This is a genomic window from Ruegeria sp. MALMAid1280 (assembly GCF_049195285.1).
In the GTDB taxonomy this organism is placed as follows: domain Bacteria; phylum Pseudomonadota; class Alphaproteobacteria; order Rhodobacterales; family Rhodobacteraceae; genus Ruegeria.
Genome location: NZ_JBMIRT010000041.1, coordinates 130,037 through 151,962 on the forward strand (window position 1 = coordinate 130,037; position 21,926 = coordinate 151,962).

General features: G+C 61.0%; 22 protein-coding genes. 16 read left to right on the forward strand and 6 right to left on the reverse strand.

All coding sequences use genetic code 11. The features are described from left to right. Positions 1-74 precede the first annotated feature (74 nt). From ACOQFT_RS06790 to murJ, 3 genes are read left to right on the forward strand one after another with little or no spacing between them, the layout of a single operon-like run. Positions 75-1,247, forward strand: coding sequence for a penicillin-binding protein activator (locus tag ACOQFT_RS06790; protein WP_421597192.1), 1,173 nt, complete (start codon positions 75-77; stop codon positions 1,245-1,247). After that, positions 1,207-4,026, forward strand: coding sequence for a [protein-PII] uridylyltransferase (locus ACOQFT_RS06795; protein WP_421597193.1), 2,820 nt, complete (start codon positions 1,207-1,209; stop codon positions 4,024-4,026). The genes ACOQFT_RS06790 and ACOQFT_RS06795 overlap by 41 nt, the downstream gene beginning before the upstream one ends. Then, on the forward strand, positions 4,023-5,564 hold the full coding sequence (murJ, locus tag ACOQFT_RS06800; RefSeq protein WP_421597194.1) for a murein biosynthesis integral membrane protein MurJ: 1,542 nt from the start codon (positions 4,023-4,025) through the stop codon (positions 5,562-5,564). Before ACOQFT_RS06795 ends, murJ begins: the two co-directional genes overlap by 4 nt. Here the strand turns inward: murJ and ACOQFT_RS06805 are convergent, their stop codons facing one another. After that, a complete protein-coding gene (locus tag ACOQFT_RS06805) occupies positions 5,565-6,251 on the reverse strand; it encodes a rhomboid family intramembrane serine protease (RefSeq protein ID WP_421597195.1) in 687 nt (228 codons plus the stop codon). An 86-nt stretch (positions 6,252-6,337) separates the two neighbouring features. Between ACOQFT_RS06805 and trpS the strand changes: the two genes are divergently transcribed. From trpS to ACOQFT_RS06870, 13 genes are all read left to right on the forward strand, one after another. After that, positions 6,338-7,366: a tryptophan--tRNA ligase gene (gene trpS, locus ACOQFT_RS06810; protein WP_421597196.1), complete on the forward strand. Its 1,029-nt coding sequence runs from the start codon at positions 6,338-6,340 to the stop codon at positions 7,364-7,366. Positions 7,367-7,425: 59 nt separating this feature from the next. Then, positions 7,426-8,289, forward strand: a complete 864-nt coding sequence (locus ACOQFT_RS06815; RefSeq protein WP_421597197.1) for a branched-chain amino acid aminotransferase — start codon at positions 7,426-7,428, stop codon at positions 8,287-8,289. A gap of 61 nt (positions 8,290-8,350) precedes the next feature. Beyond that, the gene (locus ACOQFT_RS06820; RefSeq protein WP_209195306.1) at positions 8,351-8,806 is read left to right on the forward strand and encodes a universal stress protein; all 456 of its coding nucleotides are present in this window, start codon (positions 8,351-8,353) and stop codon (positions 8,804-8,806) included. A gap of 9 nt (positions 8,807-8,815) precedes the next feature. Beyond that, the gene (locus tag ACOQFT_RS06825) at positions 8,816-9,409 is read left to right on the forward strand and encodes a 2-hydroxychromene-2-carboxylate isomerase (RefSeq protein WP_421597198.1); all 594 of its coding nucleotides are present in this window, start codon (positions 8,816-8,818) and stop codon (positions 9,407-9,409) included. Between the two features lie 69 nt (positions 9,410-9,478). Beyond that, positions 9,479-10,042, forward strand: a complete 564-nt coding sequence (locus ACOQFT_RS06830; protein WP_421597199.1) for a NifU family protein — start codon at positions 9,479-9,481, stop codon at positions 10,040-10,042. Next, a complete protein-coding gene (gene tsaB / locus ACOQFT_RS06835) occupies positions 10,032-10,616 on the forward strand; it encodes a tRNA (adenosine(37)-N6)-threonylcarbamoyltransferase complex dimerization subunit type 1 TsaB (RefSeq protein WP_421597200.1) in 585 nt (194 codons plus the stop codon). Before ACOQFT_RS06830 ends, tsaB begins: the two co-directional genes overlap by 11 nt. Further along, positions 10,613-11,026 (forward strand): GNAT family N-acetyltransferase, encoded by a 414-nt coding sequence (locus ACOQFT_RS06840; protein WP_421597201.1) that lies wholly within the window; start codon positions 10,613-10,615, stop codon positions 11,024-11,026. Before tsaB ends, ACOQFT_RS06840 begins: the two co-directional genes overlap by 4 nt. A gap of 159 nt (positions 11,027-11,185) precedes the next feature. Further along, positions 11,186-12,184 carry a BMP family lipoprotein gene (locus tag ACOQFT_RS06845; RefSeq protein ID WP_421597202.1) on the forward strand — a complete coding sequence of 333 codons (999 nt, stop codon included), beginning with the start codon at positions 11,186-11,188 and terminating at the stop codon, positions 12,182-12,184. Positions 12,185-12,269: 85 nt separating this feature from the next. Further along, the gene (locus ACOQFT_RS06850; protein ID WP_421597203.1) at positions 12,270-13,799 is read left to right on the forward strand and encodes an ABC transporter ATP-binding protein; all 1,530 of its coding nucleotides are present in this window, start codon (positions 12,270-12,272) and stop codon (positions 13,797-13,799) included. A gap of 1 nt (position 13,800) precedes the next feature. Then, complete coding sequence (locus tag ACOQFT_RS06855) at positions 13,801-14,895, forward strand: ABC transporter permease (protein ID WP_421597204.1); 1,095 nt, start codon at positions 13,801-13,803, stop codon at positions 14,893-14,895. Further along, positions 14,895-15,905 carry an ABC transporter permease gene (locus ACOQFT_RS06860; RefSeq protein WP_421597205.1) on the forward strand — a complete coding sequence of 337 codons (1,011 nt, stop codon included), beginning with the start codon at positions 14,895-14,897 and terminating at the stop codon, positions 15,903-15,905. The genes ACOQFT_RS06855 and ACOQFT_RS06860 overlap by 1 nt, the downstream gene beginning before the upstream one ends. A gap of 344 nt (positions 15,906-16,249) precedes the next feature. Further along, positions 16,250-17,170, forward strand: a complete 921-nt coding sequence (locus ACOQFT_RS06865) for a sulfite exporter TauE/SafE family protein (protein WP_421597206.1) — start codon at positions 16,250-16,252, stop codon at positions 17,168-17,170. A 3-nt stretch (positions 17,171-17,173) separates the two neighbouring features. Next, complete coding sequence (locus ACOQFT_RS06870) at positions 17,174-17,941, forward strand: TIGR02186 family protein (RefSeq protein WP_421597207.1); 768 nt, start codon at positions 17,174-17,176, stop codon at positions 17,939-17,941. 3 nt (positions 17,942-17,944) lie between these two features. On the opposite strand, the gene ACOQFT_RS06875 is transcribed toward ACOQFT_RS06870, so the two are convergent. The 5 genes from ACOQFT_RS06875 to ACOQFT_RS06895 form a co-directional block, all read right to left on the reverse strand. Beyond that, entirely contained in the window at positions 17,945-18,673 is a 729-nt protein-coding gene (locus ACOQFT_RS06875; protein WP_421597208.1) for an SDR family oxidoreductase, read from the reverse strand. Beyond that, a complete protein-coding gene (locus ACOQFT_RS06880; protein ID WP_421597209.1) occupies positions 18,670-20,202 on the reverse strand; it encodes an ATP-dependent DNA helicase in 1,533 nt (510 codons plus the stop codon). The genes ACOQFT_RS06875 and ACOQFT_RS06880 overlap by 4 nt, the downstream gene beginning before the upstream one ends. A gap of 60 nt (positions 20,203-20,262) precedes the next feature. Next, on the reverse strand, positions 20,263-20,901 hold the full coding sequence (locus ACOQFT_RS06885; protein WP_421597210.1) for an acyl-homoserine-lactone synthase: 639 nt from the start codon (positions 20,899-20,901) through the stop codon (positions 20,263-20,265). An 84-nt stretch (positions 20,902-20,985) separates the two neighbouring features. Continuing rightward, positions 20,986-21,705: a helix-turn-helix transcriptional regulator gene (locus ACOQFT_RS06890; RefSeq protein WP_421597211.1), complete on the reverse strand. Its 720-nt coding sequence runs from the start codon at positions 21,703-21,705 to the stop codon at positions 20,986-20,988. Beyond that, positions 21,644-21,862: a hypothetical protein gene (locus tag ACOQFT_RS06895; protein ID WP_170327049.1), complete on the reverse strand. Its 219-nt coding sequence runs from the start codon at positions 21,860-21,862 to the stop codon at positions 21,644-21,646. The genes ACOQFT_RS06890 and ACOQFT_RS06895 overlap by 62 nt, the downstream gene beginning before the upstream one ends. Positions 21,863-21,926 lie beyond the last annotated feature (64 nt).

Below are 21,926 nucleotides of genomic sequence, written 5' to 3' on the forward strand. Positions count from 1 at the left end.
AGCGTGACGTTTATTATCGCGGCTCAATAGAATGGTGGCACCCCAAGCCGCCGGGACAGGGAGTTTTCATTCAGATGTTTACCGTTTGCAAGCCCGTTCGCAAGCTGGCGCGCACCGCCGCCGTACTGGCAACCGCCGCCTTTCTGACCGCATGTGAAACCACGGGCATTGGCGGCGGGCCGTCGATCAACACATCCGAACCTGTCCCTGTTGCCCTGCTGGTGCCCGCCGGATCGGGGCAGTCTGGCGACGCAGCACTGGCGCGCAGCCTTGAAAACGCCGCCCGTCTGGCAATGGCCGACCTGCAGAACGTCAAGATCGATCTGCGGGTCTATGACACCCGAGGCAGTTCGACCACGGCCGCCGAGGTTGCGCAGCGCGCGGTCGCCGACGGAGCCAAGATCATTCTGGGGCCGGTCTATGCGCAAGCGGCGAATTCCGCTGGGCTGGCGGTGCTGAACAACAACGTCAACGTTCTGTCCTTTTCGAACAACACAAGTATTGCGGGCGGCAATGTGTTCGTGCTTGGACCGACTTTCGACAACACGGCCAATCGGCTGGTCGGCTTTGCCGGGTCGCAGGGCAAGAACAATATGGTCATCGTCCACAGCAACGACGCTGCGGGTCAACTGGGCCAGAGCGCCATTGCCAATGCACTTGCCAACAGCCGCGTGAACAATGTCGGCTCGATTGGCTATGACCGGTCGCAGCAAGGTGTGATCAACGCGGTCCCGTCCGTCAAGGCAGCCGCGGACGCGTCGGGCGCAGATTCGCTGTTCCTGACCGCCACCACGGCCGGAGCGTTGCCGCTTTTCACCCAGTTGCTGCCCGAAGCGGGCGTTTCCACGGCAAATACGCAGTATATCGGCCTGACACGCTGGGATATCCCGCCGCAAACACTTGATCTGCCGGGTGTACAAGGCGGCTGGTTCGCACTGCCTGATCCCTCAAAGGCGCAGGCCTATCGCCAGCGGTACAACAATACTTACGGCGAAGCCCCGCACCCGATCAGCGGCCTGGCCTATGACGGTATCGCGGCAATCGCCGCACTGGTCAGCCAAGGGAAATCCAACGCGCTGACCGCCTCGGCGCTGACGCAAAACGCCGGTTTCCAGGGCGTCGGCGGCATCTTCCGCCTGCGTCCGAACGGCACCAACGAACGCGGTCTGGCTGTGGCCACGATCCAGAATAAACAGGTAGTAGTGATTGACCCTGCCCCACAAAGCTTCACCGGCGCCGGTTTCTGATCAATCGGTGCTGACGCTCATCCCGAAGGGTGAGTTGATCTGCCCGGCCGATGACATATTCGACAGCGCCGCCGTCATGGCACAGTTGTCGGAAGCGTTTGACAAGACCTCGGACAATGGTGCGCGGCGGACCGAAACCGTGCGGATTCTGCGTGACGCCCAGAAAGCCGGGCGTCAGGCCATTGCCGATGCCTTTGCCAAACGCCCCTTTGACGCGCGGCCGCTGACCCATTCCTATACCTACCTGACCGACGGGCTGGTCTGCACGGCGATGCACGTCTCCAGCGAAGTACTGCACCCTCTGGCCACGCCGACGCAGGGGGAAAGGATCGCGGTGATGGCCGTGGGCGGCTATGGGCGGGGTGAGATGGCCCCGGCTTCTGACGTCGACCTGCTGTTCCTGACGCCCTACAAGATCACCGCCTGGGCCGAGAGCGTGATTGAATCCATGCTCTATATCCTGTGGGATCTGCGGCTGAAGGTCGGTCATTCCTCGCGCACCATCAAGGATTGCCTGCGGCTGGGCACCGAGGATTTCACCATCCGTACCGCCATGCTGGAACAGCGGTATCTGGCCGGGGAAAAGGACCTTGGAACAGAACTGGACACCCGTCTGAAATCCGACCTGTTCAAGGGCACCGAACGGCAATTCATCGAAGCCAAGCTGCAGGAACGCGACGAGCGCCACCTGAAGCAGGGCCAGCGCTATATGGTCGAACCCAATGTCAAAGAGGGCAAGGGCGGGCTGCGCGATCTGCAATCGCTCTATTGGATCGCGAAATACATCTATGGCGTTCAGGATGTGGCTGAACTGGTGCCGCTGGGCCTGTTCACACCGGATGAGTTCGAGACCTTTGTGAAGGCCGAAGATTTCCTCTGGGCGGTGCGGTCGCACCTGCATCTGGTCACCGGGCGCGCCACGGAACAGCTGACCTTTGACATGCAGGTCGAGGTCGCAGCCCGCATGGGCTACGAGGATCGGGCCGGCCGCCGTGGCGTCGAAGTCTTCATGCAGCGCTATTTCCGCGAGGCCACCCGGGTGGGGGAACTTACGCGGATCTTCCTGACCAAGCTGGAAGCGACGCACATGAAAGGTGCCGCCCTGCTTGAACGCATCTTTCGCCGCCGCCCCCGTGTGAAATCGGGCTATGCCGTCGTGCATGGTCGTCTGGACGTGGCTGATCCCGAAACGTTTCTGGCCGACAAGCTGAACCTGCTGCGCCTGTTTGACGAGGGGCTGCGGACGGGCATGCTGATCCACCCGGATGCGATGCGTTTGGTCAGCGCCAATCTGAATCTGATCGACGAAGATATGCGCGAAAACAAGGAGGCGCAGCGCATCTTCCTTGATCTGATGCTGAAACACGGCAACCCTGAACGCGCCCTGCGCCGGATGAACGAACTGGGTGTTCTGTCGGCCTTTTTGCCCGAGTTCGAGCACATCGTGGCGATGATGCAGTTCAACATGTATCACAGCTATACGGTCGATGAGCACACCATCCAGTGCATCGTCAACCTGAACCAGATCGAACGCGGAGAGTTGGTGGAATCGCTGCCTCTGGCCTCGTCGATCCTGAAACAGGGCGTCAATCGCAAGGTTCTGTATGTGGCCCTGCTGATCCATGACATCGCCAAGGGGCGGCCTGAAGATCACTCGATCCTGGGTGCGCAGATGGCGCGCAAAATCGCCCCGCGTCTGGGTTTGAGCAAAAAGGATTCCGAAACCGTGGAATGGCTGGTGCGTTATCACCTGCTGATGTCGGACATGGCGCAGAAACGCGACATCTCGGACCCGCGCACGGTGCGCGATTTCGCCAAGGCGGTGAAGACGGTCAAGCGGCTGGACCTGCTGACCGTAATGACGGTCTGTGATATTCGCGGCGTCGGCCCAAATACATGGAACAACTGGAAAGCCACTCTGCTGCGGGCCCTGCATGCAGAAACCAAGCGCGCGCTGGAAACCGGGATGGAGGACCTCAACCGCGCCAATCGCGGCACCGAGGCGAAAAAAGCGCTGCGGGCAGAACTGGCCGATTGGTCCAAAGCCGACCTCAAATCCGAGACCGGGCGGCATTATCCGCCCTATTGGCAGGGTCTGAACCTGTCGACCCATGTGGAATTCGCCGAGATGCTGCGGACGCTGGAACACAGCGGTGATCCCGGCGAGATGGAAATTCGTCTGCATCCCGACGAAGACCGCGACGCCACCCGCGCCTGTTTCGCGATGGGCGACCATCCGGGGATTTTCGCGCGGATTGCAGGGGCTCTGGCGCTGGTCGGGGCCAACGTGGTGGATGCGCGCAGTTATACCACCAAGGACGGTTACGTGACCGACGCGTTCTGGATTCAGGATGCCGAGGGCCATCCGTTCGAGGCCAGCCGCCTGCCGCGCCTGACCCAGATGATCCACAAGACGCTGAAGGGCGAGGTCGTCGCCCGCGACGCGCTGAAATCGCGCGACAAGATCAAGAAACGCGAACGCGCGTTCAACGTGCCGACCCATATCACCTTCGACAATGACGGGTCCGAGATTTACACGATCATCGAGGTCGACACCCGCGACCGGCCCGGCCTGCTGTATGATCTGACGCGTACGCTGGCCGCCGCCAATGTCTATATCGCCAACGCAGTGATCGCGACCTATGGCGAGCAGGTGGTGGACACGTTCTACGTCAAGGACATGTTCGGGCTGAAATACCATTCGGAAAGCAAGCAGCGCACGCTTGAAGGCAAACTGCGCAAAGCCATCACCGAAGGCGCCGAGCGCGCGGCCTCATGAAGCAGATCCGGCTGTTTTCAGGCCTGTTCACGGTCGGGTTCTGGACTCTGGCCAGCCGTATTCTGGGCTTCCTGCGGGAAATCCTGCTGACCGCCTATATCGGGCCGGGGCCGGTGATGGATGCCTTTGTCGCCGCCTTCCGCCTGCCCAACATGTTCCGCCGTTTCTTTGCCGAAGGCGCGTTCAACGCAGCCTTTGTGCCGATGTTTTCAAAACGGCTGGAGGGGGACGAGAACGCCGAAGCCTTTGCGCAGGACGCGTTCAACCTGCTGGCCGTGGCCGTTCTGGCGCTGGTCGGGCTGGCAATGGTGTTCATGCCCGCTTTGGTCTGGGTCACCGCCGAGGGGTTCCACGGGGATGAACGGTTTGATCTGGCGGTGGATTATGGCTACGTCGTCTTCCCCTACATCCTGTTCATGTCGCTGGCGGCGTTGTTTTCGGGCGTTCTGAACGCCACCGGACGCTTTGCCGCTGCCGCCGCTGCACCCGTATTGCTGAACATCTTTGCCTGCACCGCCCTGATTGCCGGGGCCGCGATGGGTGGCGAGGTGATCCGATGGCTGATCGCCGTCATCCCGCTGGCGGGTATCGCTCAGCTGGCCCTGGTCTGGGTCGCCACCGAACGGGCTGGCATCCGCATCCGTCTCGGCCTGCCGAAACTCAGCCCCGAAATGCGCCGCATGGTCCGCATCGCCGTTCCCGCAGCACTCGCCATGGGCGTCACGCAGGTCAATCTGGTGGTAGGGCAGCTGGTGGCCTCGAAAACCGAAAAGGCAGTCAGCTGGTTGTTTGCGGCGGATCGATTGTATCAATTGCCTCTGGGCGTGGTGGGTATTGCTGTTGGGATCGTGCTATTGCCCGATCTGTCGCGGCGGCTGCGCGCCGGAGACAAGGACGGCGCCCGCAACGCCTATTCCCGCGCCGGAGAATTCACCCTTCTGCTGACCATCCCCTCGACCGTGGCCTTTGTGGTTCTGCCCAACCCGATCGTCTCGGTCCTGTTCGAGCGTGGCCAGTTCAGCGCAGAAGACACCGCCGCAACAGCACTGGCGGTAGCTGTCTATGGCATCGGCCTGCCCGCTTTCATGCTGCAGAAGCTGTTGCAACCGCTGTTCTTCGCGCGCGAGGATACGCGGTCGCCTTTCCGCTATGCAGTGGTCGCCATGCTCGTGAACGCAGGGCTGGCCTTTGGCCTTTATCCGCTGGTGGGGTGGATTGCCCCTGCGATCGCGGCCTCGGCCGCCGGTTGGGCAATGGTCGCTCTGTTGGCGATAGGTGCACGCCGCATGGGCGAAGAGGCGCGGTTTGATGACCGTTTCAAACGCCGGGCGTGGCGCATCGTGGCGGCGTCATTGGGGATGGGCGTTGTGCTCTATGCCGCCATCCACCTGTTCGGCTGGACCTTCGAACTGCCCGGATGGCGCTATCTGGCGCTGATCCTCCTGATCAAGGTTGCGGCCGCGTCCTATTTCTTCCTCGGCCACCTGTTCGGCGCGTTCGAAGTGTCCGAGTTCAGAAAGGCCCTGCGCCGCTCGTGATCAGTCGCGGCGGATACGCCGCACGATCCGTGCCCAGCCGCCCGGCGCCAGCAAGAAGGACAGACCAAACCCGGTGGCAAACCCGCCCAGATCGGCCACCCAATCCGAGGTGCCGCCAAACAGCAGGCCAAAGACCAGCTGGATGCCCATCAGGGCCGCGATCAGGCCAAAGGCACGGTGTTGATTTTCACCAACCAGCGACAGTTTGCGCCACAGCAGCCATGTAAACGCACCAATCAGGCCGTAGACCGGTGGGAACCCTCCGACCAGCGGATAGCTCGGGTCCAGCAGCAGCGCATTGGCCAGCGCACCGCCCACGCCGGACAGCACAAAGACCACCAGCATCTGAAACCCGCCAAAGACCTCGGCCACCATCTTGCCCATGGCCAGCAGGAAAACGCAGACAAAGATGGCCTGCGTAAAGCTGCCGGACACGAACGGGTAGGTCACGAATCGGATCACATGTTCAAACGGCCAGCGCCCGTTTTCCACCATCCAGTCGAAGATGTCGGGCGAGAAGGAATAGCTCTGCAACGCATCCAGCCGCCATCCCACCGCCGAGGGTCCGCCGACCAACCCGCGCGCGCCCAGGGTAAAAGCTATCTCAATGCCAATGATGAACAGCACCAAGGCCATCACAACGGGCGGCAGAGGGTTCACGGCGGGTGTATAATTCTCACTGCTCATTGGGCTGGCCTTTCGCGGCTGTTGACGTCCCTTGGCCTCATGGGTAAGCGACGGGGGCTGATTTTTCCAGACGGGAGTTCCCTTCGATGACCGAAACCAAGTTCACGCCGCGCGTGTTTTCCGGCATCCAGCCTTCGGGAAACCTGCACCTTGGCAATTACCTGGGTGCGCTCAAGCGGTTTGTGGATATGCAGCAGCCCGATATCGAAACCATCTACTGCATGGTCGACCTGCACGCGATCACTGTCTGGCAGGACCCCAAGGAACTGGCACATTCGACGCGAGAACTTTGCGCAGGCTTCATCGCCGCCGGTCTCGACCCGGAAAAGTCGATCCTGTTCAACCAAAGCCAGGTGCCCGAGCACGCACAACTGGCGTGGATCTTCAACTGCGTCGCCCGCATGGGCTGGATGCAGCGGATGACTCAGTGGAAGGACAAGGCGGGTAAGAACCAGCAGAACGCCTCGCTGGGCCTGTTTGCGTACCCTTCGCTGATGGCCGCTGACATTCTGACCTATCACGCGACACATGTACCGGTGGGCGACGACCAGAAACAGCACCTTGAGCTGACCCGCGACATCGCGATCAAGTTCAACCATGACTATGGTGTCGACTTCTTCCCGATCACCGAACCTGTGATCAAAGGGGCCGCGACCCGCGTCATGAGCCTGCGGGATGGGTCCAAGAAAATGTCGAAATCCGACCCGTCGGACATGAGCCGCATCAACATGACCGATGACGCCGACACGATTGCCAAGAAGATTCGCAAAGCCAAGACAGACCCGGAAGCTTTGCCTTCGGAACTCGACGGACTGGACGAACGCCCCGAGGCACGCAATCTGGTGAACGTCTACGCAGCCCTCAGCGACCAGACCGCCGAGCAGGTTCTGGCCGAAATGGGCGGCAAGCAATTCGGTGAATTCAAACCGATGCTGGCGGAACTGGCGGTGTCAAAACTAGCGCCAATCTCGTCCGAAATGGCCCGCCTGATGGGGGAACAGGCCGAGATCGATCGGATTCTGGCCAAAGGCGCAGAAAAGGCGCGCGCAATCGCGGCCCCGATCCTGCAGCAGACCTACGAGATCGTGGGCATGGTTGGCGCAAAACAGGGCTGATTGCTCTGGACCTTGCCCCAACGCCTTCCTAGGTTTGCGCAAAAGCTTGGGAGGGCGCCATGGCAGTCGGCAAGAACATCCGCACCTATTTCGAAGGTCAATGGCATGACGAGAACGCCCCGATCATGCGCGCGGCCGATCACGGCGCGTGGTTGGGGTCGTCGGTCTTTGACGGCGCGCGTTACTTCGACGGCATGGCGCCGGACCTTGAGGCGCATTGCGCCCGCGTGAACCGATCCGCCGAGGCGCTGATGCTGACACCCTCGGTGAACACCGAACAGATGGTCGAGATCGTCCGCGAGGGCCTGGAAGCTTTCGGCCCGGATTCAGCCGTCTACATCCGCCCGATGTATTGGGGCATCGACGGCGACGCCACCGCCATCGTCCCGCAGGAAAACAGCACCGGCTTTGCCATCTGTCTGGAAGAGATTCCGATGGCCCCCGAAACCGCCTCGGTCACGCTGGGATATACGCGGTTCCGCCGCCCGGTTCTGGAATCCTCGGTCGTGAATGCCAAGGCCGGGTGCCTGTACCCCAACAACGCACGGATGCTGAAAGAGGCGCGCTCCAACGGGTTTTCGAACGCGCTGGTCGCTGACGCTCTGGGCCATGTGGCCGAAACCGCAACCGCCAACATCTTCATGGTCCGTGACGGTGAGGTCTTCACCCCTGCCCCCAACGGCACCTTTCTGGCCGGGATCACCCGCGCCCGCCATATCAAAAACCTGCGCGCCGATGGCGTAACCGTGCACGAAGCCATCCTCGGCTTTGAGGACTTCCGCAAGGCGGATGAGGTCTTCATGAGCGGCAACATGAGCAAGATCACCCCGGTCACCGCAATCGAAGACACCCAATATCAGGTCGGACCCGTCGCCCGCCGTGCGCGCGAGATGTATTGGGATTGGGCCCTGAGCACGCGTTAGGCTCTGGTTGCCAGCACGCATCTGGTCGGGCATGATCGCCTGAAATAACCGAGGACACTTCATGCGCAAATTTCTGGTCGTTCTGGATGACAGCCGCGAATGCCTGAACGCGATGCGCTTTGCCGCCATGCGTGCGGCCCATACGGGCGGCGGCGTAACGATCCTGTCGGTCATCCCGCCGGATGAATTCAATCATTGGATTGGTGTGGCCGAAGTGATGCGCGAAGAGGCCCGCGAACGCATTCATGCCCATTACGAGGTGTTCGCCAAATGGATGCGCGACAAGCAGGGTGTGGACCCGGAACTTGCGATCCGCGAAGGCGACCCGGTTCCGCAAATCATCGAACATGTCCAGTCTGACCCGGAAATCGGCGTGCTGGTGCTGGGCGCAGGCGTCGAAAAGAAAGGTCCCGGTCCGCTGGTGACGCAGTTGACCAAGAATTCAGGCAGCCTTCCGATCCCGATCACCATCGTTCCCGGTGATCTGAGCAAGGAAAAGCTGGAAGAGATCACCTGAGGCCTGCCCATGCCGCGCAGCATCCAGTTCTGGTTCGAATTCGCCTCGACCTATTCCTATCTCAGCGCAGTGCGGATCGAGGATTTGGCAGCGCAGCACGGGGTCTTGGTGGAATGGCGCCCCTTTTTGCTGGGTCCAATTTTCGCCGCGCAAGGCTGGGACAATTCGCCCTTCAACATTTACCCCGCCAAAGGGCGCTATATGTGGCGCGATATGGAGCGGTTGTCAGCCCGGCGCGGCGTGCGGTTCACCCGACCTGATCCGTTTCCGCAAAATGGCCTGAAAGCCGCGCGGCTCGTTCTGTCGATTGACGCCCAACCGCAAAGGGCCGCTTTTGTTCGCGCTGTTTATGCTGCGGAATTTGTCGATGGTCTGAACATCTCGGACGATGATGTGCTGGTTGATTGCCTGTCGCAGGCCAGCCTGCCTGCTGAAACGCTGGCCCGTTGTCAGGACCCGGACATCAAGGCTGCCCTGATCGAACAGACGAAAACGGCCCAGGCCAAGGGGATTTTCGGGGCCCCCAGCTTTCTGGTGGGGGAAGAACTATTCTGGGGCGATGACCGGCTGGATGAGGCTATGCAACTGGCTGGCGAAATTTAGAACGGTTCCAAATCTTGACTTCCCCGGCCCGGACCCGCATATCAGTCACAACTGAAACGGAGCCGTGACATGTTCATCCAGACCGAATCCACGCCGAACCCCGCAACGCTGAAATTCCTGCCCGGCCAGATCGTTCTGGAGGCCGGAACCGCAGACTTCCCCTCGGCGGAAGCCGGGGAAAGATCGCCCCTGGCCAAGCGCATCTTTACGGTCAGCGGTGTGACCGGCGTGTTTCTGGGCAATGACTTCGTGACCGTCACCAAATCGGACGATGTTCAGTGGGACCACATCAAGCCTGCCATTCTGGGCGCGGTGATGGAGCATTTCCAGTCCGGCCAGCCGGCACTGGGCTCGGACGCGCAGGCCGCTTCGGGCCACGCCGAACACACCGGAGAGGATGCGGAAATCGTCAACCAGATCAAGGATCTACTGGACAGCCGCGTACGCCCGGCGGTGGCCCAGGATGGGGGTGACATCACCTTCCACGGGTTTGATCGCGGCGTCGTCTACCTGCACATGCAGGGGGCCTGCGCGGGTTGCCCGTCTTCGACCCTGACGCTGAAAATGGGGATCGAGAACCTGCTGCGTCACTACATTCCAGAGGTGACCGAGGTGCGCCCCGTTGCCGTCTGATCCGCTGATTCTGGCGTTTGATACATCGGCCGCGCATTGCGCGGCCGCTTTGTTACGGGGTGACAGCATCCTCGTGTCCCGCACCGAATCCATGTCTCGTGGTCAGGCCGAGCGGCTGATGCCATTGCTGCAAGAGGTTCTGGCCGAAGCCGGCTGTACCTGGCGTGACTTGACCGCCATTGGTGTTGGGATCGGACCGGGGAATTTCACCGGCATCCGTATCTCGGTCTCTGCCGCGCGGGGATTGGCCTTGGGTCTGGGAATTCCGGCCGTGGGCGTGTCCGGCTTTGACGCATTGGCCGAAATCGGCGATGGGCTGCCCGCTATCCGCGCGCCGCGCGAACAGGTCTATGTCATGCTGCCTGGGCAGGATCCGGCGCTGATGGCGCAGAAACAGGCAGAATCACTCGGGAGACTGATCCTGAACGATGATGCGGACGCGCAAGTGCGGGCCATCGTCCGGCTGGCGGCGCAAAACTGGCAGAGCGTCAGCACGCCCCCGGCCCCGCTTTATGTTCGGCCTGCCGACGCAGCCCCGTCAAAAGACACGCCCCCTGTCTTGCTGGACGGATGACCCCGCAGGATCTGGCCCATATCCACGCGGCGGCTTTCACGCAATCGCGCCCATGGACGGATCAGGAGTTTACCGATCTTCTGGGCAACCGATTTACCCATGTGATTGGGAACACTGAGTCTTTTGCCCTATTCCAAGTCATCGCGGATGAGGCCGAGCTGCTGACGATCGCGACCCATCCCAGCCGCCAACGGCGGGGTCTGGCACTGAAATCCATGCACGAATGGCACGCGACAGCCCGAAAACTGGGCGCAACCCGCGCCTTTCTGGACGTTGCGGCAGACAACCACCCTGCTATCGCGCTCTATGAACGGTGCGGATACACGCCCTGCGGCCTGCGCAAAGGCTACTATCTGCGTGAAAACGATGGAAAAATCGACGCCATTGTCATGGAATGCGATCTGACCTGAGGGGCAGCAATGGATTTTTTCGACCAATCGGTCAAAAATCAGTTGACCCGGCCTGTTGCAAACGCCCTTAATTCCCGCCATCACAACAGTTATGCTCGCTCACAGTGGGTAACCGGGGCTATCTTGGCCCCGACCGACAATAACAAACGGGAGTATGAAATGACCCTGATGAAATCCTTGATGGGCGCTGCCGCCGCCGTCGCGCTGACTGCCGGTGCGGCCCTTGCCGAACCGGCCCTGATCTTTGACCTGGGCGGCAAGTTCGACAAGTCGTTCAATGAGGCCGCACATAACGGCGCGTCACGTTGGGCCGAGGAAACCGGTGGCACCTACCGTGAAATCGAACTGCAGTCCGAAGCCCAGCGCGAACAGGCCCTGCGCCGCTTTGCCGAAGCTGGTCTGAGCCCGATCATCACCATGGGTTTTGCAATGGCCGATCCGCTCAGCACGGTTGTCGGTGATTACCCCGACACGAAGTTTGTTGTGGTCGATGTGAACTGGCTGGACGCGCCGAACCTGCGCCAGGTTGGTTTTGCCGAACATGAAGGCTCGTACCTAGTTGGCATGATGGCCGCCATGGCCTCGGAATCCGGCACCATCGGTTTCATTGGCGGTATGGATGTTCCGCTGATCCGTCATTTCGGCTGCGGCTACGCGCAAGGCGCCAAAGCGGTGAACCCGGATATCAACGTGGTTGCAAATATGACCGGCACCACTCCAGCGGCGTGGAACGACCCGGTGAAGGGTTCTGAACTGACCAAAGCACAGATCAGCCAAGGCGCAGACGTGGTCTATGCCGCGGCTGGCGGCACTGGCGTCGGTGTTCTGCAAACCGCAGCTGACGAAGGCATCCTGTCGATCGGCGTGGACAGCAACCAGAACCACCTGCACCCGGGCAAGGTTCTGACCTCGATGCTGAAACGCGTTGACGTCGCCGTTTACGACGCGATGAACGCAGGCGACGGCCTGGAAACCGGTGTATTCGCGATGGGTCTGGCCGAAGACGGTGTTGGCGTTGCGATGGACGAAAACAACGCTGAACTGGTCTCGGACGAGATGAAAGCGGCCGTTGATAAAGCCCGTCAGGACATCATCGACGGCAACGTCAGCGTTGTCAGCTATTACGAGAACGACAGCTGCCCGGCACTGCAGTTCTGATATTGCGCGGGGCGGGGGTGACCTCCGCCTCGCATCCACTCTGCTGCGCGGTCCGCGCGGCCCTTCGGCAATCTGAGGACACGACATGACCGTCCCCGCCATTGAGCTCAAAGGGATCTCCAAAGCCTTTGGGCCGGTTCAGGCCAACAAAGACATTTCCATCAGCGTCGCCCCCGGCACGATCCACGGGATCATCGGTGAAAACGGTGCGGGCAAATCCACACTGATGAGCATTCTCTACGGTTTCTACAAAGCCGACAAAGGCGAGATCTGGATCAACGGCACCAAGACCGACATCCCTGACAGTCAGGCCGCGATTGCGGCAGGCATCGGGATGGTATTCCAGCATTTCAAACTGGTCGAGAATTTCACAGTTCTGGAAAACATCGTCTTGGGCGCCGAGGATGGCGGGCTGCTGGCCCCGTCTCTGACCAAAGCCCGCAAAGAGTTGAAGGAACTGGAAGAAGAATACGAGCTGTTCGTTGATCCCGACAAACGCATCGACGAAATCGGCGTGGGGATGCAGCAGCGGGTCGAGATCCTGAAGGCGCTGTACCGCAAAGCCGAAATCCTGATCCTCGATGAACCCACCGGCGTTCTGACCCCGGCCGAGGCGGACCAGCTGTTCCGCATCCTCGACCGGCTGCGGGCCGAAGGGAAGACGATCATCGTGATCACGCATAAGCTGCGCGAGATCATGGAAAACACCGACACTGTCTCGGTCATGCGGCGCGGGCAGATGACGGCGACGGTCAAAACCACTGAAACCAGCCCCGAAGAACTGGCCGAACTGATGGTGGGCCGCAAGGTTCTGCTGCAGGTCGACAAGGTCCCTGCCAAGCCCGGCAAACCCATTCTTGAGGTCGAAAACCTGCGCGTCTTCGATTCAGCGGGCGTTGAACGGGTCAAGGGCATCGATCTGACCGTGCGGGCCGGGGAAATTGTCGGCATCGCCGGTGTTGCGGGCAATGGTCAGTCCGAACTGCTTGAGGTGCTGGGTGGAATGCGACCGGGTCAGGGCTCGATCAAGCTGAACGGCGCGCCCCTGGTGCTTAGCGGGCATGGGTCTGACGGACAGGCCCGGCGTGCACAGCACATTGCCCACGTCCCGGAAGACCGCCAGCGCGAAGGCCTGATCATGGACTTTCATGCGTGGGAAAACGTGGCGTTCGGCTATCACCGCGACCCGGCTTACAAACGCGGTATCTTCATGGACAACGCCGCCCTGCGCGCCGACACCGAAGCCAAGATTGAAAAATTCGACGTGCGCCCGCCCAATGGCTGGCTGACGGCGAAAAGCTTTTCGGGCGGCAACCAGCAGAAGATCGTCGTCGCGCGCGAGATTGAGCGGAACCCCGACCTGTTGCTGGTCGGTCAGCCCACCCGTGGTGTGGATATCGGCGCGATCGAGTTCATTCACAAACAGATCGTCGCGCTGCGCGATCAGGGCAAGGCAATCCTGTTGGTCTCGGTCGAGTTGGAGGAAATCTTCTCGCTGTCCGACCGGATCGCAGTGATGTTTGACGGACATATCATGGGCGAGCGTCTGCCCCATGAGACGGATGAAAAAGAACTGGGCCTGTTGATGGCCGGTGTTGCGGGAGAGGCGGCGTAACATGGATAAAATGCCCAAATGGGCCGACGTCGTCCTGATCCCTCTGATCAGTCTGATACTGGCCACACTCCTTTCAGCGCTCGTGATCCTCGCCATTGGTGAAAACCCGGTCGAGGCGGTAAACCTGATGGTCACCGGAGCGCTGGGGTCGACCTATGGCTGGGGCTATACGCTCTACTACGCGACCAATTTTATGTTCACCGGGCTGGCGGTGGCCGTGGCCTTCCACGCCCGGCTGTTCAACATCGGTGGTGAAGGTCAGGCGATGCTGGGCGGGCTGGGCGTTGCAATAGCCTGCCTCTACATCCCGTGGCCACATTGGAGCATTGCCCTGCTGGGCGCCGGGCTTGCGGCGGCACTGTTCGGTGCCGCTTGGGCCGCGATCCCAGCCTATCTGCAGGCCAAACGCGGCAGCCATATTGTGATCACCACGATCATGTTCAACTTCATCGCGGCTGCCTTCCTGAACTATATGCTGGTCAACGTCATGCGCCCGCAGGGTTCGCAAGACCCGGCAACGGCGCGCTTTCCCGAAGCGGTGCATCTGCCGACCTTCCAGTCGATGTTCTCGACCGCCGAAAACGCGGTGTTCCGCGGCGCGCCCGCGAATATCTCGTTTTTTGTGGCGGTTCTAGCCTGTTTTGTTGTCTGGGCGCTGATCTGGCGCACGCGGCTGGGCTATGAAATCCGTGCCTATGGCCATTCCGAAACCGGAGCCATCTATGCCGGGATTTCGCCTGTGCGCATTACCATCGTCGCGATGCTGATCTCGGGCGCGCTGGCGGGAATGATGGCCATCAACAACGTGATGGGCGAAGCGGAACGGCTGGTTCTGAACTCCACCGAAGGCGCGGGCTTTATCGGCATCGCCGTGGCGCTGATGGGCCGGTCACACCCGTTTGGCGTGTTCCTGGCGGCGCTGCTGTTCGGCTTCCTCTATCAGGGTGGCGCCGAGCTGGCGCTGTGGACCTCGATCCCGCGTGAGCTGATCGTTGTCATTCAGGCGCTGGTGATCCTGTTCACCGGAGCATTGGACAACATGGTCAGGATGCCGCTTGAAAAGCTGTTCCTGAGCCTGCGGAAGGGGGCAGAGTGATGGAGTTCTTCGTTACCCTCATCCAGGTCCTCGATTCGACGATCCGTCTGGCCACGCCGCTGCTGCTGGCCTGTCTGGCGGGGCTGTATTCCGAACGCGCGGGCATTTTCGACATTGGCCTTGAAGGCAAGATGCTGATGTCGGCGTTTTTCTCGGCGGCGGTTGCCGCTGTGACCGGATCGGTCTGGCTGGGCCTGATGGCAGGGATCGCATCCTCGCTGGTTTTGTCAGGATTGCACGGGCTAGCCTCAATCACCTTCAGAGGCAATCAGTTGATTTCGGGCGTAGCGATCAACTTCCTTGCATCTGGCCTTACCGTGCTGATCGCCCAAAGCTGGTTCAAGCAGGGCGGGCGTACGCCTTCTCTCTTCGGCGGAGCTCGGTTCGAATCCGCAGAGTTCCCTTATGCAATCGGCCCCGAAGATGCTGAACTGTCCGGGCAACCGGTTTCTGAACTGATGTCTGACGCCAATTCAGTTCACATGGTGTACTCCGAACTCATATCCGGTCATTCCATACTGGTCTATGTGGCCTTCCTGATGGTCCCACTGACATGGTGGATCTTGTACCGCACCCGGTTCGGCCTGCGCCTGCGCGCCGTTGGTGAAAACCCGGCAGCCGTGGATACTGCTGGTGTGTCCGTCGTTGGCCTGCGCTTTGCCGCCGTTGCCATTTGCGGCATGCTGTGCGGGATCGCGGGGGCCTATCTGGCGACCGCCCTGCAGGCCGGGTTCGTCAAGGAAATGACCGCCGGTCGCGGGTTCATCGCGTTGGCCGCGCTGATCTTTGCGAAATGGCGGCCTTGGCACGCAATGTGGGCTTGTCTTCTGTTCGGTCTGCTGCAGGCCATCGCGCTGCGGTTCCAGAACATCGATCTGGGCGGCGTGGTCATCCCGGTACAGGTCATGGATGCCCTGCCCTATATCCTGACCGTGGTCATTCTGGCCGGGTTCGTCGGCAAAGCGGTGCCACCGCGCGCCGGGGGCGAGCCCTATGTGAAAGAACGCTGACAGATCCAGTTCCGAACTCCTGTCAGTCCAGTTCGCCGCAGTGCCGCATGTAGAGTTGATTTTACATGCGGCAACCGCTCTAAAGGGGTATGAGTGTGTTTCCTGTGATAGCCGAGATCGGATTTTCCCGCATCAGGGTACCGGAAACACAAGAACGCCTGCTTTCCGGGCGTCTTCGTATTTTTCAGCCAAATCGAGTTAACGGGGTCCAGCCCGCGCGTTCGATATTCGCCATGTGGCCGTGGGGTTTGCCCTCGACGCGCCGCATTAACGCCTCACCCCAGTGGTTTGAGACAGCCCGGGTCGCCCAAGGTGGCGCGGCCGCTCTCATCCGGTAATTCCATATGCAGATTTACCTTCCTATCGCCGAAGTCTCCGTCAATGCCTTTCTGCTGTTGGGGCTGGGCGGGATGGTCGGTATCCTGTCCGGCATGTTTGGCGTCGGCGGCGGGTTCCTGATGACGCCGCTGCTGTTTTTCATCGGCATCCCCCCCGCCGTTGCTGTCGCAACTGAAGCCAACCAGATCGTTGCCTCGTCATTTTCCGGTGTGTTGGCGCATTTCCGACGAAAGACGGTGGACCTGAGAATGGGCACGGTCCTTTTAACCGGGGGGTTAATAGGCGCGGCGCTTGGCGTGGTGGTGTTCAACTATCTCAAGAGCCTGGGCCAGGTCGATCTGCTGGTAACGCTGTGTTACGTCGTCTTCCTTGGCGTGGTCGGCAGCCTGATGTTCATCGAAAGCCTGCGGGCACTGCGCAAGGCCAAAAAGGGCGGCGGCGCGCCCGCAAAACGGCGTCAGCGCGGCTGGGTTCATGCCATGCCGCTCAAGATGCGCTTTCGCACCTCGGGTCTCTATATTTCGGTCATTCCGCCGATGATGGTGGGCCTGTGCGTCGGCGTTCTGTCGGCAATCATGGGGGTCGGTGGCGGCTTTATCATGGTACCGGCGATGATCTACCTGCTGGGCATGCCCACCAAGGTCGTGGTTGGCACCTCGCTGTTTCAGATCATCTTTGTGACGGCGTTCACCACCATGCTGCACGCCACCACGAACTATACGGTCGATATCGTTCTGGCGGTTCTGTTGCTGGTCGGGGGCGTCGTAGGCGCACAGATCGGCACGGTAATCGGCGCGCGGATGCCGGCCGAGCAATTGCGGGTGCTGCTGGCGGCCTTGGTTCTGGTGGTCTGCGGCAAGCTGGCGCTGGACCTGTTGATCGAACCGTCCGAGCTCTACTCTCTTGGCAGCGAAGGGGGGCACTGATTCATGCTGAAACGCCTGATTGCCCTGCTGATCCTGTGCTGCACCCCTGCCCTTGCGGTGGACGAGCAGGTTGTGCTGGGTCTCAGCCAGGATCGGGTGGCCATTACCGCAACATTCGATGGCTCGGAAATCCTGATCTTCGGGGCCGTCAAACGGGAAACCCCCATTCCGCCCGGCCCGCCGCTTGAGGTGATCGTGGCCGTAGCCGGCCCCTCCAGCCCGGTGATGGTCCGGCGCAAAGATCGCAAACTGGGGATCTGGGTCAATACCGACAGCGTTCTGGTCGACCTCGCCCCCAGCTTTTACGCGGTAGCCACCAGCGGACCGCTGGACGACATCCTCTCGGATACCGAGGACCTGCGCTATCGCATTTCAATTGAACGGGCCATCCGCTCGGTCGGGGCAGCGATGCATATCCGAGGCGCTCAGTCATTTGCGGATGCCGTGGTGCGCATCCGCGAGGATGAGGGGCTGTATTCGATCCGTGAAAACACCGTGGCGGTGGACGAACAGACCCTGTTCCGGACCTCAATCGCTATGCCCGCCGACCTGACCGAAGGTGATTACCGGGCGCGCATCTTCCTGACCCGCGGCGAACAGGTCATCTCGCAGTTCGAGACCACAATCGACGTGCGCAAGGTGGGGTTGGAGCGGTTCCTCTACAACCTGTCCCGCCAGCAACCGGTCTGGTACGGGCTGATGTCGCTGATCATCGCCATTGCGGCCGGTTGGGGGGCCTCGACGGCGTTCCGGTTGCTGCGCGAGAACTGACGCCTATCCGCGGCCGATGAAGGGCATCGTCGTGGCCATCACGGTCATGAACTGCACATTGGCCTCGGGCGGCAGGCTGGCCATATGCAGCACCGAGCGCGCGGCGTCCTCGACGGCCATGGTCGGGTCGGGCTGCTGTCCGGCCTCAACGGCGGCATCCACCAGACCCTGCACCAACTGCGTGCGTGCATTGCCGATGTCGATCTGACCGCAGGCAATTCCGAAGGCCCGCCCGTCCAAAGACAAGCTGCGGGTCAAACCGGTGATGGCATGTTTGGTGGCCGAGTAGTGCACCGAGTTCGCACGCGGCACATAGGCGGCAATCGAGCCGTTATTGATGATGCGCCCGCCTTGCGGGGATTGGTGGCGCATGATCCGAAACGCCGCGCGCGCGCTCAGGAACATGCCGTTCAGGTTGACGTTCACGCTTTGGCACCAGTCCTCCAGCGCGATCTCGTCTATCGTGCCACCGGGCGCAAAGATGCCGGCATTGTTGAACAACACGTCCAGACGGCCGGTCTTGTCCTGAAAGGTGTTGAACGCGGCTTGAACCGCATCCGGGTCGGTCACATCCGCGACCAGAGGGATGGCCGTGTCGCGGCCCGCGGCCATCTGATGCAGTTTATCCGCACTGCGGGCCAGCAGACCAACCGTCCAGCCCTCGGCCAGGAACAGTTCCGCCGTGGCCCGCCCGATGCCCGAGCTTGCGCCGGTTACGATGATGGTGCTCATGTCTCTTCGGCCTCCAATGTCAGCGATGCAGCCGGAACGGCGCGCAGGTCGTCCACCCGCAGCGGATGGGTGGGTTTGGCCAGACGGTTGCGTACCACCCAGATCAGACGCTCCTGCGCGCGGGTAATGGCCACATAGGCCAAACGCTTCCACAGCGGCTGCCCGGCCTCGGTCCGGCCCATACGGGCGGCGGCGTAAATGTCTGGCGCAAAAACCTGCACCGTGTCCCATTGCGAGCCCTGCGCCTTGTGAATGGTCACCGCAGCCCCGTGCAGAAAAGTCGCGCCCATGCGCGCGGCAAAGGGGATAAAGGGCTCTTCCTCATCCGGTTTCTCGATCTTGACGATGGACGCGGCGCTGACCTGCGGATCTTCGGCACCCATCACGTGCAGGCGCGAAAATCCCGGCTTGCGCCCCGGCCCCAGATAGATGACCTGAGCCCCCTTGATCAGACCGCGCGCCTCAAGGTCCAGACGTTTCTTGCGGTGCTTCAGCGGCAGTTCGATCCCGTCGCAGATCAGCGGCTCACCTTCCAGCAACTCGGTATCCGGCGCGCCGTGGACATGCCGGAACGCCTGGATCAAACGAATGCGCGTGGCGTTGCGCCAGACCAGAACCGGGCTGCGGGCCATCAGATCAACCTCGACCCGCTGCCCCCAGACCACGCGGTCATCCTGACGGGCGGTCTGCTCGATCAGCCGCTCGAAATCCTCGAACCCCATTTGCGGATCGGCCAGCGCGTGGGCGAGGTCGAGGATCGGATTGTCCGCGTCCTGCCGGTGAACCCGGTGCAGGATTTGTTTGCGCGGCTCGGGCAGAGACTCAAACACCATACTGCCGGATTGATTGACCGGGGCAAGCTGGGCCGGGTCGCCAAACAGCAGCAGGGTCGGAAAGATTTCCTGCAGGTCCTCGAACTGCCGGTCGTCCAGCATCGAGGCCTCATCGACAAAGCCGATATCCAGCGGTTCATCCCGGCGTTTCCAGCCGGTGATGAAATCGGACCCGCGCAAACCGGCGGCGGCCAACGCACCGGGGATGGATTTGTTATTCTCATAAAACGCCGCCGCGCGGTCCAGCGCCTCATCGGTCAGACCTTCGATCTGAGGGCGTTCGTCGTTACCCGCCAGCCATTCGGCGATCCGTTCGTATTCCGGGTCATATACCGGCGTGTAAAGGATGCGGTGAATCGTAGTCGCCGGCACGCCACGCAGGCGCAACACACTGGCCGCCTTGTTGGTGGGCGCAAGAATCGCCAGGCTGCGCTTTTCCCGCGCCTTGCGGCTTTCGAAATCGCCCGAGACGATCTGCACACCAGTTTCAGCCAAGGCCTTGTACAACTCGGCCAGCAACAGGGTTTTGCCGGAGCCGGCCTTGCCGATCACCGCCATGACGCCCGATTTTCCCGCTCCCGGTAGTTTCAAAAGGGCGTCGTCATCCAGGTCGACACCGGCCGATCGCAGCATCTCGGCAATGCTGTCATAGGCGGCGGCCTGATCTTCGGAAAAGGTCACAGGGGGCATAGACATGGCGCGACCCTACAGGGCCGCGCCAGCTATCACCAGAGAGGGATTTGGCTTTTCCGCAGGTCAGGCCGACAGGGCGAACCTGTGCTGCCGCCCGGTGCCGAAGGCGGTTTTGAACCACAGGCGGGACAACTCGCGCGGGATGCCCGCACGTTCGGCGACACGGTTGCAATCCTCGGCCGAATAAGGCCACAGCCCCACCGAAATCTGATCGCGCCCTTTCCCCTGAGAGCCCAGAACAATGGGCGAAGACCCGATCAGACGGTAAATCCGGATCATGCGTGCATCAAAGACGCCGGCGATATGGGTCAGGCCGAACCCTTCCATCATCTCGCCACCGCTGAGCATGATCGCACCCGCCGTATGCGGGCTGGCCGTGCGGGACAGACAAAAACGTGTCACCTCCCAGATCAGAGGGTTGCAGATCGGCTTGCCGCCGGTCAGATGTCCAAACACCTCGTTCACCATCACAGGTCCGGTGGTCGGCAGAACGCGCATGGAACCGCCGTGGCTACCATCCTCTTCTTCCCAGATGACGTACAGGGGGTTCAGGTCATCGTACTGATCCCGCTCCTCTCCTTTTTCGTTGACGTAGACGTCCCAGCCCAGCCGGGTTTTGAACTGATCCGCGCGGTCCCGGAACATTCCGTCGGCCAGGTCCGGAAACTTGTAAAGCTCATCAGCAAACAGATAGCGCAACATGACTTTTTTCCCCTTGTCGTCCTGTGCAGGAACGAAGGGGGTACAAAGTCACGGTTAATTTCCCGTTCGCGGGGCGTACGCCTGTTAAACCACTATTAATCCCCGGCTGAGTGCCGTGGCGATGGCGTGGGTGGTGTTCTGCGCCCCAAGTTTGGCGCGAGCGCTTTCGATATAAACCCGCAGTGTATGCTCGGAAATGGACAGCGAATGGGCGACCTGCGCCCGGCTGTAGCCCAGCGCCAGCAGGGTCATCGCATCCACTTCGCGCGGTGACAGGCCGCGGGATGAATCGGGCTGCCGGTCACTTTCGAACTCCAGCGCTTTGCGGTTGAAGTAATGCGCGATCAGAATCAGTTCGCGGCCATGACGGTCGATGAATTTTTGCCAGGCCTCGTCATCGCAAGAATGGTTCAGGGTGAACAAGGCAAATTGCCCCTTCGGTCCTCGGATCGGGATCGAGTAGCCCTGATTTCCGACCCCATGACTTTGCGCGTCCTTCAGGAAGGCCTTGGCCACCTTTCCGGACCAGTCCAGCGTTTTCCAATCGACCGGATGAAACCGCTGAAAACAGCCCAGAATGACCGGATCGATCCGGTGGTAATTTTTCTCTTGATAGCGTTCGGCCCAGGCATCGGGATAGGTCGTATAGCCGTATTGATCTCCGGCGCCATCGACCCAATGGTAAATAAGGTGTTCAACCTTCAGCCTGTCGCGCAATCGGACAGCAACGGTGCTTAGTTCTTCAAGCGTGCTGGTGTTTTCCAAGTCCTCCAGGACTTGGCTCATATCGAGTTTTGTTCCCATCCGCTGGCGTCCGTACCTCAGCCTTTTTGGACGCGATCTCGGCTGCGGCGATCAACTTGGTGTCGTCCAACTGCTCGGCCAGCGCGATCAAACCGTTCTCAACGGCGAAAGCGTTGAGGTCCGACAACACGTCCAGTATCCACTCATTCTGCGCCATCAGGGTCTCTCCGAAACGGTTAACGAAGGGTTAACACAACCATAACATGTGCAATGTTTTTTAG

Bases quoted from the DNA above. Each gene is read 5' to 3' on its own strand.
- ACOQFT_RS06790 (WP_421597192.1), top strand. From the start codon at position 75: ATGTTTACCGTTTGCAAGCCCGTTCGCAAGCTGGCGCGCACCGCCGCC.
- murJ (WP_421597194.1), top strand. From the start codon at position 4,023: ATGAAGCAGATCCGGCTGTTTTCAGGCCTGTTCACGGTCGGGTTCTGG.
- ACOQFT_RS06805 (WP_421597195.1), bottom strand. From the start codon at position 6,251: ATGAGCAGTGAGAATTATACACCCGCCGTGAACCCTCTGCCGCCCGTT.
- trpS (WP_421597196.1), top strand. From the start codon at position 6,338: ATGACCGAAACCAAGTTCACGCCGCGCGTGTTTTCCGGCATCCAGCCT.
- ACOQFT_RS06815 (WP_421597197.1), top strand. From the start codon at position 7,426: ATGGCAGTCGGCAAGAACATCCGCACCTATTTCGAAGGTCAATGGCAT.
- ACOQFT_RS06820 (WP_209195306.1), top strand. From the start codon at position 8,351: ATGCGCAAATTTCTGGTCGTTCTGGATGACAGCCGCGAATGCCTGAAC.
- ACOQFT_RS06825 (WP_421597198.1), top strand. From the start codon at position 8,816: ATGCCGCGCAGCATCCAGTTCTGGTTCGAATTCGCCTCGACCTATTCC.
- ACOQFT_RS06830 (WP_421597199.1), top strand. From the start codon at position 9,479: ATGTTCATCCAGACCGAATCCACGCCGAACCCCGCAACGCTGAAATTC.
- ACOQFT_RS06840 (WP_421597201.1), top strand. From the start codon at position 10,613: ATGACCCCGCAGGATCTGGCCCATATCCACGCGGCGGCTTTCACGCAA.
- ACOQFT_RS06845 (WP_421597202.1), top strand. From the start codon at position 11,186: ATGACCCTGATGAAATCCTTGATGGGCGCTGCCGCCGCCGTCGCGCTG.
- ACOQFT_RS06850 (WP_421597203.1), top strand. From the start codon at position 12,270: ATGACCGTCCCCGCCATTGAGCTCAAAGGGATCTCCAAAGCCTTTGGG.
- ACOQFT_RS06855 (WP_421597204.1), top strand. From the start codon at position 13,801: ATGGATAAAATGCCCAAATGGGCCGACGTCGTCCTGATCCCTCTGATC.
- ACOQFT_RS06860 (WP_421597205.1), top strand. From the start codon at position 14,895: ATGGAGTTCTTCGTTACCCTCATCCAGGTCCTCGATTCGACGATCCGT.
- ACOQFT_RS06865 (WP_421597206.1), top strand. From the start codon at position 16,250: ATGCAGATTTACCTTCCTATCGCCGAAGTCTCCGTCAATGCCTTTCTG.
- ACOQFT_RS06870 (WP_421597207.1), top strand. From the start codon at position 17,174: ATGCTGAAACGCCTGATTGCCCTGCTGATCCTGTGCTGCACCCCTGCC.
- ACOQFT_RS06875 (WP_421597208.1), bottom strand. From the start codon at position 18,673: ATGAGCACCATCATCGTAACCGGCGCAAGCTCGGGCATCGGGCGGGCC.
- ACOQFT_RS06880 (WP_421597209.1), bottom strand. From the start codon at position 20,202: ATGTCTATGCCCCCTGTGACCTTTTCCGAAGATCAGGCCGCCGCCTAT.
- ACOQFT_RS06885 (WP_421597210.1), bottom strand. From the start codon at position 20,901: ATGTTGCGCTATCTGTTTGCTGATGAGCTTTACAAGTTTCCGGACCTG.
- ACOQFT_RS06890 (WP_421597211.1), bottom strand. From the start codon at position 21,705: ATGGGAACAAAACTCGATATGAGCCAAGTCCTGGAGGACTTGGAAAAC.
- ACOQFT_RS06895 (WP_170327049.1), bottom strand. From the start codon at position 21,862: ATGGCGCAGAATGAGTGGATACTGGACGTGTTGTCGGACCTCAACGCT.